General features: G+C 56.4%; 9 protein-coding genes. 4 read left to right on the top strand and 5 right to left on the bottom strand.

Annotation, left to right across the window (positions count from 1 at the left end; genetic code table 11):
• The first annotated feature begins 55 nt into the window (after positions 1 to 55).
• Both WA411_RS06525 and WA411_RS06520 read left to right on the top strand, forming a co-directional pair.
• Positions 56 to 1762, top strand: coding sequence for a chemotaxis protein (locus WA411_RS06525; protein WP_291908884.1), 1707 nt, complete (start codon positions 56 to 58; stop codon positions 1760 to 1762).
• A 4-nt stretch (positions 1763 to 1766) separates the two neighbouring features.
• On the top strand, positions 1767 to 2414 hold the full coding sequence (locus tag WA411_RS06520; RefSeq protein WP_291908886.1) for a multidrug transporter: 648 nt from the start codon (positions 1767 to 1769) through the stop codon (positions 2412 to 2414).
• A gap of 65 nt (positions 2415 to 2479) precedes the next feature.
• Here the strand turns inward: WA411_RS06520 and WA411_RS06515 are convergent, their stop codons facing one another.
• Positions 2480 to 2794 (bottom strand): SCP2 sterol-binding domain-containing protein, encoded by a 315-nt coding sequence (locus WA411_RS06515; RefSeq protein ID WP_136629577.1) that lies wholly within the window; start codon positions 2792 to 2794, stop codon positions 2480 to 2482.
• Positions 2795 to 3025: 231 nt separating this feature from the next.
• Between WA411_RS06515 and sohB the strand changes: the two genes are divergently transcribed.
• Together sohB and WA411_RS06505 are read left to right on the top strand one after the other, a co-directional pair.
• The gene (sohB, locus tag WA411_RS06510) at positions 3026 to 4087 is read left to right on the top strand and encodes a protease SohB (protein ID WP_153633493.1); all 1062 of its coding nucleotides are present in this window, start codon (positions 3026 to 3028) and stop codon (positions 4085 to 4087) included.
• A gap of 23 nt (positions 4088 to 4110) precedes the next feature.
• Positions 4111 to 5109 carry a YhdH/YhfP family quinone oxidoreductase gene (locus WA411_RS06505; protein ID WP_291908891.1) on the top strand — a complete coding sequence of 333 codons (999 nt, stop codon included), beginning with the start codon at positions 4111 to 4113 and terminating at the stop codon, positions 5107 to 5109.
• A 50-nt stretch (positions 5110 to 5159) separates the two neighbouring features.
• Here WA411_RS06505 and WA411_RS06500 read toward each other — a convergent pair whose 3' ends face one another.
• From WA411_RS06500 to metH, 4 genes are all read right to left on the bottom strand, one after another.
• A complete protein-coding gene (locus WA411_RS06500; RefSeq protein WP_291908894.1) occupies positions 5160 to 5666 on the bottom strand; it encodes a DUF934 domain-containing protein in 507 nt (168 codons plus the stop codon).
• The gene (locus tag WA411_RS06495; RefSeq protein WP_291908897.1) at positions 5659 to 7311 is read right to left on the bottom strand and encodes a nitrite/sulfite reductase; all 1653 of its coding nucleotides are present in this window, start codon (positions 7309 to 7311) and stop codon (positions 5659 to 5661) included. Before WA411_RS06495 ends, WA411_RS06500 begins: the two co-directional genes overlap by 8 nt.
• A 360-nt stretch (positions 7312 to 7671) precedes the next feature.
• Positions 7672 to 7908, bottom strand: coding sequence for a DUF2970 domain-containing protein (locus tag WA411_RS06490; protein WP_069183571.1), 237 nt, complete (start codon positions 7906 to 7908; stop codon positions 7672 to 7674).
• A 33-nt stretch (positions 7909 to 7941) separates the two neighbouring features.
• A complete protein-coding gene (gene metH, locus WA411_RS06485) occupies positions 7942 to 11640 on the bottom strand; it encodes a methionine synthase (RefSeq protein WP_291908901.1) in 3699 nt (1232 codons plus the stop codon).
• Positions 11641 to 11664: the final 24 nt, after the last annotated feature.

The following is an 11664-nucleotide window of genomic DNA, read 5'->3' as shown; positions in this document are numbered from 1 at the left end:
CCAGAGACCACCAAAGAGGATGCGGTAGTCTCCGCAATATTAACGGGAAGCGTTTATGGTTCAGTCGTCTCTCGCGACGAAATCGCAGTCGTTTGATCTGGTCAAAAGTGAAATCGAACAGACCATCAAGCAGGCAGAATCCAGCCTTGAACGCTTTCAGGAAAACCGCGAAAGGGGTGAGGATCTCCAGAACTGTGTTGATTTCATCAATCAGTTGCGGGGCATTTTTATCCTGGTGGAGCTTCGGGGCGGCACTTTGCTGTGCCAGGAAGCGGTCACCATGGCCAACGACGTGCCCGTTGGTGCCAACGACGACAAAAACATCCTCCTGACCACACTGAACAGCGCGCTATTTATTCTCCGCCGCTATGTAGAGTATTACCACCAGCAAAGGGAAGATCATCCCGAACTGCTTCTTCCTGTTATCAATGATCTCCGGGAAGCCCGGCGGGAGAAACCTTATCCCGAATCCTGTTTTTTTGATGTCGATGTCAAGGAGCGCCCGGATTTCTGTGCCGGCATGACGCTGCAGGCCTTTGACGGCAATGAGGCCGATTACGAAATTATGGCCCGCCGCATGCGGCTGACTTTCCAGGTTGCGCTTCTGGGCATTCTGCGCGATCGAAACGACGTGGTGAATAAAAAGCTGATCGGGCGAGCGTCTCGTGGTTTTGCACGCCTGTGCCAGGGAGCGCCCATGGGGCAGATGTGGTGTCTTGTCGGGATAGTTGCGGACACCATGCTTGATCGCGCGATGGTGTTCACCAAGGCCCGCAAGCGCATGTTCATGCGGATCGAAAAATACGCCCGGGAAGTGGTTTACGTTGGCAAAGTCGCCACCGGCAAAGACGCCCCGGATTCCCTGATCCGCGACCTGGTCTATCTGTTGTATCGCAGTGGCTCTGCCAACCCTGAAGTCACCCAGGTGCTGTCCGCCTATCATCTCGCGCCAGCCGATTTTCCCGACTCCATGCTCGAGGCCCACGCCCGCAGGTTATATGGCCCCGGCAGCGACGTTCTCAAGTCCCTGTCAGAAGCGCTGCAGGATGAATTGAACCAGTTAAAAGACAAGCTGGACATCATCGAGCGTGGCATAGAGCCGGATCTGGCCGAGTTGTCTTCCATTGCTGATGCCCTAGAGCGTCTGGCAAACACCCTGGTTATGCTCGACCTGAACAAGCTGGCGAGCGTTTCACGGGAAGAGGCGGGCAAACTCCGGAGCTGGGAAGAAGAGTCCCGGCTGCCTGGTGATGATGAGCTTTACCGGCTGGCGGATTCCGTTCTGGGCATTGAAGATGCGGTAACGCAGATTGTCACCCGGGGTATTACGTCGGAAACCGATGCCCTGGCCAGTGGTGGGCGCAAGCGTGAAGAGTCTGTGTACCTTCGGGAAGCGCTGTATGTGGTTGCCGATGAAGCCCGTGGTGCTCTGACCCTGGCCAAACGAGCGATTACTGCCTTTATCGAATCCGACTACGACAAACTCCATCTGGCGAATCTGCCGGCAACCCTGCACAGTATCTGGGGCGGCCTGCAGATGGTTAACGACCCCGGGGCGGCAGGCGTTCTTGAGCGTGTGGCAGCCTCTATCCAGGAGCGTTTGCTGGATGCCAAGGAAGCCCCCGCAGCTCAGGTGCTTGAAGCCCTTGCCGACGCGCTGACGTCACTCGAGTACTACATCGAGAACATCGGCAAGAGTGAGGACCGTAATGTTGACCTGTTGAAGTTGGCAGAATCGTCGCTGGACGATGTAGGTTTGTAGTTCCATGTCCCATACGCTCGCGACCATTGTCCTTGCCGCTGCAGGCGCGGTGATGGTTATCGCGGGCCTGCTGTTTTTCAGACACCCCGGATGGCTGTTGACCTGGCTGAAGGGTACGGTGGTATTCGGCGTTATCCTTGCCGGGCTTTACGTCCTTGTTATTGCGGTAAACCTCACCAGCTACCAATCGCTGGTCGGCATGAAGACCGTGGCAACCATTTCTACCCAACGACAGGCCGAGCAAATCTGGGAGGTTTCTCTCCAGGGCCAGAATGACATAGCCGCCATACGGACACTTCAGGGCGACCAGTGGCAGATCGATGCCAGGATTATTCGGTTTACCGGCCCGTTCCGATGGCTGGATATTGCTCCCGGCTATCGGCTGGAACGATTGAGCGGGCGTTACACGTCTCTTGAGCAGGAGCGGTCTGCGCCAAGAACAGCCGTAGGGCTTTCCGAGGACATCTGGCCGGATCTATGGCAGTGGGATCAGCAGTACAACTTGCCGTTTCTGGAGGCGGTGGACGGCAGCATGACTTTCATGCCAATGCGGGATGAGGCTGTTTTCGAGGTTAAACTTTCCGCCTCGGGACTGGTGGCCGTTCCGGTGAACGATCAGGCGAGGGCAGCCGTCCAGTTCTGGAACCAGTAGAATCCCGGGGTACAAAAAAACCTGCGTCGAAACGCAGGTTTTTTTACAACACTTGCCGGGGACAATCAGCCCATCTTGAACAGTTCGCCCAGCTTGGTTGCCAGCATCATGTCGCCTTCGGCGCGCAGCTGGCCTGCCATGAATGCCTGCATGCCGTCGGTCTCGCCGGAAACGATGCCGTGCAGGGTTTCGGAATTCATGATCAGGGTGACGGAAGGGTCGTCATGGGCGCCTTCGTGCATCTTGCAGGTGCCGTCATTGATGACCAGGTGATAGGTTTTGTCGTCTTCGATGTCGAACTGGAATACCAGGTCCAGGCCTTGAGCTGCGTCTGCGTTGAAATTCTGTTCGAGTTGTTCAAATACCTGAGCTACAGACATTGTTTTACCCTTTTGATGGTTGTCTAGTCATGATCACGACGGCTTGATGTCCCTGGCTGCACGAGCCTGATCGGTTGCCCGGGTAGAGCCGACCTCGCAATCCGACTTTATGGTTAGTGGTCCGGTCTGTCAAGATCGATCGAACGCTTGTTTTAATTTTTTTGCTCTCCTTATCACCATAAATTCGGTAAGTTACACTCTTGCCTTTGTACATTCAGTTGGAGAAGCACTTTGGAGTTCCTGACAGAATACGGTTTGTTTTTGGCCAAGATCGTTACCTTCGTGGTGGCGGCTCTGGTGGTGATCTCTGTCGTCATGTCCGCCGCCCAAAAGGATCGGGGTGATCATGAGGGCGAGGGAGAGCTCAAGATCCGGAAGCTCAATGAGAAATACGAGAAACTGCGTGAAACGATTCAATCCCGGCTGATGTCGGATCAACAACGCAAGCTCTTCCAGAAGGCCCGGAAGAAAGAACAGAAGGCCGAAAAAAAGGCGGCCAAGGCCAAGAAAGATAGCGACGAGCATGAGGACAGTCGCGGCCGAGTTTACGTTCTCGATTTCGATGGCGATATCAAGGCAAGCGACACCGATCCGCTTCGCCGCGCCATTACCGCCGTACTGAGCATCGCCGATCCGGAAAAGGACGAAGTTGTTATCCGCCTGGAAAGCGGTGGCGGACTGGTTCATTCGTATGGTCTGGCTGCCGCCCAGCTGGATCGTATTCGAAGCAAGGGTGTACGCCTCACCGCCTGCGTTGACAAGGTCGCGGCCAGCGGTGGCTACATGATGGCCTGTGTGGCCGACCGGATTGTGGCCTCCCCGTTTGCCATTCTGGGCTCCATTGGCGTGGTTGCCCAGCTCCCTAACTTCCACCGTTTCCTGAAGAAAAACGATGTGGACTTCGAAGTGCTGACCGCCGGCGAGCACAAGCGCACCATGACTATTTTCGGTGAAAACACCGATAAAGGCCGTCAGAAATTTCTGGAAGACCTTGAAGACACCCACGGACTGTTCAAGGAGTATGTCAGTGAACGACGGCCGGACCTGGATATCGCTGCAGTTGCGAATGGCGATATCTGGTTTGGCAAGCGGGCCCTGGAGGTAAAGCTGATCGATGAGATCAAAACCTCCGACGAATATCTCATTGAAGCCTGCGACCGCGCAGACGTAGTCTCAGTGGCATACCAGCGCAAACGGAGCCTTCCGGAAAAGCTCGGGTTGGCAACCAGTGCGGCGCTTGAACATACGATCTGGAAAGTACTGGGCGCCTTCCGCAACCAGAAGTTCCAGTAGACCACTGAAAACGGGGAACAACGATGACAACCAATACCGAATTCAAAGCCTGGCGTGTCGAAGAGCAGAACGGAGAGTATGTCGGCGCCGAGAAAACCCTGAGCACCGGTGAACTGCCCGATGGCGAGGTCCTGATCCGGGTCAGCCATTCCTCGCTCAACTACAAGGATGCGCTGTCCGCCTCCGGCAACAAGGGGGTCACCCGTTCTTTCCCTCATACCCCGGGTATCGACGCCGCCGGTGAGGTTGTTGAGTCAGCTACGGGAACGCCGTCTAACGGCAGTCCCGTTATTGTGACTGGCTATGACCTGGGCATGAACACCGACGGTGGCTTTGGCGAATACATCCGCGTTCCTGCCGCCTGGTGCGTCCCCATGCCTGCCGGTTGGAACGCCCGCACCGCCATGATCTATGGCACCGCCGGTCTCACCGCAGGCCTCTGTGTCCAGAAGCTTCTGACCATGGGTGCCAAACCGGAGCAGGGTAAGGTTGCCGTTTCAGGTGCCTCCGGTGCCGTTGGCACCGTTGCCGTTGAGCTGCTTTCCAAACTCGGGTTCGAGGTCGTCGCCATCAGTGGTAAGGCCGAGCACGCGGATGATCTCAAGGCCCTGGGTGCCAGCGAAGTGGTGGGTCGTGAGACCCTGGCAGAAGAAAAGAAACCTCTGGTCAAACCCGGGTTTGCCAATGCGGTGGACACGGTGGGTGGCGGCCCGCTGGCCGAACTGCTCAAACAGATTCAGCCTGGCGGCTCCGTATCCTGCTGTGGCCTTGTCGCGGGACCCGGTCTTCAGACCACGGTACTTCCGTTTATCCTGCGTGGCGTGAATCTGCTGGGTGTGGATTCGGTAGAGATTCCGCTGGCGGAGAAAGAAGCCGTTTGGAAGAAATTCGCAGGGGAGTGGGCGTGTCCTAAAATGGAAGCTTCAGCCAGAGATATTGGCCGGAAGGATCTGAATGGCGCATTGAAGGCGTTTCTAAAAGGTGAGTCGTCCGGGAAGATTGTTCTGGATCACGCCAAGTAATTGGGAGTGAAGAGAGGGGTGAACCCCTCTCTTCATTCTTCCGATCTAAATCAGGAGGCCCGACGGCGGAAGAGAGGCATGTCGGTGTCGGTGGCGGCCTGATAACCCTGGCTGAAGAAGTTCAGGCACCGTGCGGCTTTGTTGATGTCCTTGTCAGCTCGAAGCACATAGGCGTCAAAACCGCAGCGCTTCATGAACTGCAGCTGATCCAATAGCACGTCGCCGATGGCACGCAATTCGTTTACGTAGCCAAAGCGTTCCCGCAGCAAACGGCCAATGCTGTAACCCCGGCCATCACTGAACTTCGGGAAGTTCACCGCAATCACCGGCAGCTCATTGACGTGGCCATTCAGGATCTCCGGCTCGTCGTGGCTGTCAAACCACACGCCGATATCCTGTCTGCCGGTGAAATGCTCGTAACCGGCCAGCCACAGATCCGCCGGGATCAATGCTGGCTGGTCAGCCGGAATGTCCAGTGATTCACCCTCAGCCGGGCGGGGGACCACAACCCAGTTGTCCTGACGGATGGTGCCGTCCGGAGAAATAACGTTAGGCATATACCCGCTCCTTGAAAGGATCAATTCCTACACGACGATAAGTATCCAGGAAGGTCTCTTCTTCCGTGCGCTTATCAACGTAGACATCAATGATTTTGGAAATCACCTTGGGCATCTCGTCCCGGGCGAATGACGGCCCCAGGATCTTGCCAATCGAGGCGTCGTGGTGGGATGAACCGCCAAGGCTGATCTGGTAGAACTCTTCACCCTTCTTGTCGACGCCAAGAACTCCGATGTTGCCGACATGATGGTGGCCGCAGGCATTCATGCAGCCAGAGATGTTCAGATCAATGTTGCCCAGGTCGTACAGGTAGTCCAGATCATCGAACTGCCGCTGGATGGCTTCGGCCACAGGGATGGACTTGGCATTAGCCAGCGCGCAGTAGTCGCCGCCGGGGCAGCAGATGACGTCCGTCAGGGTGTTCAGGTTCGCGGTGCCGAAACCCATCGGAGTAATGGCCTGCCACAACTCTAAAAGGCGATCTTGGCGCACATCTGCCAGCACCACATTCTGCTGGTGAGTTACCCGGACTTCGCCAAAACTGAATTCGTCCGCCAGATCGGCAATCTGCTCCAGTTGTTTGTCGCTGACATCTCCCGGAGGTGTACCGGTCTTTTTCATGGTCAGGGTGACAATGGCGTAGCCCGGCTTTTTGTGGGTGTCCACATTGTGGGTCAGCCACTGATCGAAGCCCCGATTCTCAAAGCGCTGGCTGGCCAGCAGGTCTGTGGCATTATCCAGCGCGGCGTAATCCGGCTCGGTAAAGTAAGCCTGAATGCGTTGAATCGCCTCCGGTGTCAGCCGGGTAGGGGAATCCTTGATGTGCTGCCACTCGGCTTCAACCTTCTCGGCGAAGCCTTCGGGAGTGAGCGCCTTCACCAGAATCTTGATCCGGGCCTTGAACTTGTTGTCCCGCCGGCCATACCGGTTGTAGACGCGCAGCACGGCTTCCAGGTAGGTCAGCAAGTCCAGTTCCGGAAGGAACTCACGGATAACCGGGCCAACCATGGGTGTCCGACCCAGGCCGCCACCAACATGAACACGGAAGCCGAGTTCGCCAGCCTCATTACGCGCCATCTGCAAGCCGATATCGTGCACCTGAATGGCGGCGCGATCGGTATTCTCGGAGGCATTTACGGCAACCTTGAACTTTCGCGGCAGGAAGGCGAATTCCGGGTGAAAAGTGGACCACTGGCGAATGATTTCGCAATAGGGACGCGGATCCGCGATTTCATCGGACTGAACACCGGAGAACTGGTCTGTGGTGGTGTTACGAATGCAGTTGCCGCTGGTCTGGTTGGCATGCATTTCCACCTCGGCGAGTTCCGCAAGAATATCCGGAACGTCTTCCAGCGCCGGCCAGTTAAGCTGAACGTTCTGGCGGGTGGTGAAGTGCGCATAGCCTTTATCGTAGTCCCGGGTAATCCGGGCAAGTCTACGAAGCTGGTCCGAACGCATCATGCCGTAGGGAACACAGATCCTGAGCATGGGGGCAAGACGCTGAACGTACAGGCCGTTCTGCAGGCGAAGGGGAAGAAACTCGTCTTCTGCCAACTCACCGGCCAGAGCCCTTTCGGTCTGGTCACGGAACTGGGCAACCCTCTCGGCAGCCATTTGCCGATCGTGTTCATCGTATACGTACATAGTGGGAAGATCCTGCTGAAAGCGACATATCGAGGCCGACGGCCTTATATCTGGGGGGAAGGATAACAGCGGGTTTTTATTCTTAAAATGATTATTTCAAAATATGTTTATCGATTCAGGCGATAAGCAAGCGGAACAATGGACTGGACGAATATCAATTAACTGCTTAACTTAATAAAGTCAGCCGGGCCGATGTGCCGGGCTGTGGGAAAACAAGAAAAACACGAGACCCAACTCGGAAAGAGGAACAGACATGAAAAAGACCGTACGCTCAGATAGTCAGGCCGATGCCGTTGCCGCCGTTCTGCTGGTGGTGCTTGCCGTTGCGTTCGCCGTCGTCTGGGTGGCTGGCCAGTAATCTTACTGGCTCGCCAGGACCAGATTCACGATAACGATCAGGCCAACCACAAAGCTGGCTGTGAACAGAATGCCGGCGATGATATAGGGCCAGGGGCTATGGCTTGAGAAGTCCTCTTCCCGGCGCTTGTCGGACTGTACCCCGAAAGCGCCGGCCAGAATGCTTTGCATGACTTTCAAAACGCCGGGCCCGCGCTGCTTCTCTTGATCCTTTCTTTCTGCCTTTGAAGACTCCGTCATACATCCGCCCCTGGTCTGTGCGTTGGCCGAAGTTTATTCTGCCGGATCGTACGCCAGGCTTGGCGCTAGCCAGCGCTCTGCTTCGGCCTTGGAAATGCCTTTGCGTTCAGCATAGTCCTCAACCTGGTCAACGCCAATTTTGCCTACTGCAAAGTACTTGGATTCCGGATGTGCAAAGTACCAGCCGGATACGGCCGCAGTCGGGAACATGGCGAAATGCTCAGTCAGTTCAATACCTGCCGTGTCACTGGCTTCAAGCAGGTTGAACAGGGTTGCCTTTTCGGTGTGGTCCGGGCACGCCGGATAGCCCGGTGCAGGCCGTATCCCGCGGTACCTTTCCTTGATCAGGTCTTCATTGGCCAGCTTTTCATCGGCCGCGTAGCCCCAGAACTCCTGTCGGACCCGTTCGTGCATGCGTTCCGCGAACGCTTCCGCCAGTCGGTCGGCCAACGCCTTCACCATAATGGCGTTGTAATCATCGTTGGCGTCTTTGAATTCCAGTGAGAACTCTTCCGCGCCAATGCCTGTGGTCACAGCGAAACCGCCGACGTAGTCCAAAATACCGGAGCCCTCAGGCGCAACGAAATCAGACAGTGCCATCATAGGTTTGCCGGGTGCCTTTTCATCCTGCTGACGGAGGTGGTGCAGGGTGGTCAGTTCCTCGCTGCACGACTCGTCTGCGTACAGAACAATATCGTCGCCCCGACGGCTGGCTGGCCAGAAACCAATAACGCCACGGGCCTGGACGCGTTTTTCGTCAATCATCTGGTGAAGAATCTTCTGGGCATCGTCGAACAAATGACGAGCCGCCTCGCCGCGTTTCGGATCATCAAAGATGGCCGGGTACTTGCCGGAAATGTCCCAGGACAGGAAGAACGGTGTCCAGTCGATGTAATCCACCAGCTCAGTGAGGTCATATTCCTCGAATACACGGATACCGGTGAATGCCGGCTTGGGAGGCTGGTAGCCTTCGAAGGAGATTTCCGGGGCGCGGTCGCGGGCTTCTTTCAAAGACACCAGCTTGGTCCGGTCGCCGCGGTTTTTCCGGCGTTCACGAATCTCGTCGTATTCGGTGCGGGCCGCTTCGACAAATTCCGGCTTTGCAGTCTTGCTGAGAAGCTGGGATGCCACGTTCACGCAGCGGGATGCATCCGACACGTACAGGGCAATGTCATTTTTGTACTGGGGCTCGATTTTCACCGCTGTGTGAGCCTTCGATGTTGTCGCACCGCCGATCATCAATGGGATATTGAAATCCAGCCGTTGCATCTCACGGGCCACGTGGACCATCTCGTCCAGGGATGGCGTGATCAGGCCGCTCAGGCCAATAAGGTCGACATCATGCTCTTTGGCGGCGGCAAGGATCTTGTCGCAGGGCACCATCACGCCAAGGTCAATCACCTCGTAGTTGTTGCACTGGAGCACAACGCCCACGATGTTCTTGCCGATGTCGTGGACATCGCCCTTCACCGTGGCCATGAGGATCTTGCCCTTGGCTTTCTGGTCTTCGGTCTTTTCTGCCTCAATGTAGGGAATCAGGTGCGCGACGGCCTGCTTCATCACTCGGGCGCTCTTGACCACCTGAGGCAGGAACATCTTGCCGTCGCCGAAGAGATCACCGACCACGTTCATGCCGTCCATCAGCGGCCCTTCGATTACCTCGATGGGGTGGCTGGCGTTTAAGCGACAGGCTTCGGTGTCTTCAACGATATAGGTTGTGATTCCTTTCACCAGGGCGTGTTCGAGGCGCTTTTCGACAGGCCATTCACGCCAGGCGAGGTCTTCTTCCTGGGTTTTGCCGCCTTTACCTTTGTAGCGCTCGGCAATCTCGAGCAGGCGGTCGGTGGCATCATCGCGCCGGTTCAGGACAACGTCTTCCACCAGCTCCTTGAGCTCCGGATCAATTTCATCGTAGATCACCAGCTGGCCGGGGTTCACGATACCCATGTTCATGCCGGCCTTGATGGCGTGATACAGGAACACCGAGTGGATGGCTTCCCGGACCACGTCATTGCCCCGGAACGAGAAGGACACGTTGCTCACGCCGCCGGAAATCGAAGCGTGGGGCAGGTTTTCCCGGATCCAGCGGGTGGCGTTGATGAAGTCCACCGCGTAGTTGTTGTGCTCTTCGATGCCGGTGGCAATGGCGAAGATGTTGGGGTCGAAGATGATATCCGCCGGGTTGAAGCCAATACCGGTCAGTACATCATAAGAGCGTTTGCAGATTTCTGTCTTGCGCTCGTAGGTGTCGGCCTGGCCCTGTTCGTCAAAGGCCATCACCACCACTGCGGCGCCATAGCGCATGCAGTCCCTGGCCCGCTTTATGAACTCTTCTTCGCCTTCCTTGAGACTGATGGAATTCACCACGGCCTTGCCCTGGATGCAGCGCAGGCCTGCTTCGATCACATCCCACTTGGAGGAGTCGATCATGATCGGTACCCGCGAGATATCCGGCTCGGAGGCAACCAGGTTCAGGAAGGTAACCATCACCTCCTTGGACTCCAGCATGCCCTCATCCATATTGATATCGATGATCTGTGCACCGTTCTCAACCTGGTCCCGGGCAACGCTGAGAGCTTCTTCGTACTGTTCTTCCTTGATCAGACGCAGGAAACGCTTGGACCCGGTGACGTTGGTTCGCTCCCCCACGTTAATGAACAGAACATTGTCGTCCCCGGTAAACGGCTCGAGGCCAGACAGGCGTAACGCCTTCGGGCGTTCGGGAATCTTCCGGGGTGGGTATTTGGCCACCGCCTGGGCAATCGCTTCAATGTGGTCCGGTCGCGAACCGCAGCAGCCGCCGATGATGTTCAGGAAGCCATCACGGGCAAAGCCTTCGATAATCTCGGCCATTTCCTCGGGGGTCTGGTCGTATTCGCCAAACTCGTTGGGAAGACCAGCGTTCGGGTGCGCGCTGACGTAGGTTTCCGCCTTGTCAGATAGCTCCTCCACATATGGGCGTAAAGCGTCTGCACCCAGCGCACAGTTGAGGCCTACTGAAATGGGTTTGGCGTGCGCTACCGAGTTCCAGAAGGCTTCGGTGGTCTGGCCGGAAAGGGTCCGACCGGAGGCATCGGTGATCGTGCCGGAAATCATGATCGGCAGGGTGATGCCACTGTCCTCGAAGTATTGCTGCGTGGCGTAGATCGCTGCCTTGGCGTTCAGGGTGTCGAATATGGTTTCGATCAGGATGAGGTCGCAACCACCCTCGGCCAGGCCTTCGACAGCTTCATAATAGTTATCGACCAGGGTCTGAAAATCGACGTTCCGGTAGCCCGGGTTGTTCACGTCCGGTGAAATCGACGCGGTGCGTGATGTGGGCCCGACGGCGCCAGCCACAAAACGGGGCTTGTCCGGATTTTTGGCGGTGTATTCGTCTGCAATCTCACGGGCCAGCCTGGCAGCGGCCACGTTCAGTTCCTTGGCAATTGCCTCCAGTCCGTAATCTGCCTGGGACAGTTGGGTGGAGTTAAAGGTGTTGGTTTCGATAATATCTGCGCCGGCATCCAGGTAATCCGCATGAATATTGCGGAGCAGGGCAGGCTGGGTCAGGTTCAGAAGATCATTGTTACCCTGGACTTCCCGATCATAGTCGGCAAACCGATCACCACGGAACGCCTTCTCGTCCAGCTTGAGATTCTGGATCATAGTGCCCATGCCGCCATCAAGGATCATAATGCGTTCCTGCAGGGCCTTATGGAGCTGGTCGAGACGGGTGGTGCGATCGGTCATAGAAGTACTTCCGGATGTCGTTAA

The organism is Marinobacter sp. CH_CUG1437-1 (assembly GCF_037029655.1).
GTDB classification, from domain to species: domain Bacteria; phylum Pseudomonadota; class Gammaproteobacteria; order Pseudomonadales; family Oleiphilaceae; genus Marinobacter; species Marinobacter salsuginis.
This window is presented reverse-complemented; position numbering and strand designations above follow the sequence as displayed.

Coding starts and splice junctions, on each gene's coding strand:
- WA411_RS06505 (WP_291908891.1), top strand. CDS start 4,111: ATGACAACCAATACCGAATTCAAAGCCTGGCGTGTCGAAGAGCAGAAC.
- WA411_RS06520 (WP_291908886.1), top strand. CDS start 1,767: ATGTCCCATACGCTCGCGACCATTGTCCTTGCCGCTGCAGGCGCGGTG.
- WA411_RS06525 (WP_291908884.1), top strand. CDS start 56: ATGGTTCAGTCGTCTCTCGCGACGAAATCGCAGTCGTTTGATCTGGTC.
- WA411_RS06500 (WP_291908894.1), bottom strand. CDS start 5,666: ATGCCTAACGTTATTTCTCCGGACGGCACCATCCGTCAGGACAACTGG.
- WA411_RS06490 (WP_069183571.1), bottom strand. CDS start 7,908: ATGACGGAGTCTTCAAAGGCAGAAAGAAAGGATCAAGAGAAGCAGCGC.
- metH (WP_291908901.1), bottom strand. CDS start 11,640: ATGACCGATCGCACCACCCGTCTCGACCAGCTCCATAAGGCCCTGCAG.
- WA411_RS06515 (WP_136629577.1), bottom strand. CDS start 2,794: ATGTCTGTAGCTCAGGTATTTGAACAACTCGAACAGAATTTCAACGCA.
- WA411_RS06495 (WP_291908897.1), bottom strand. CDS start 7,311: ATGTACGTATACGATGAACACGATCGGCAAATGGCTGCCGAGAGGGTT.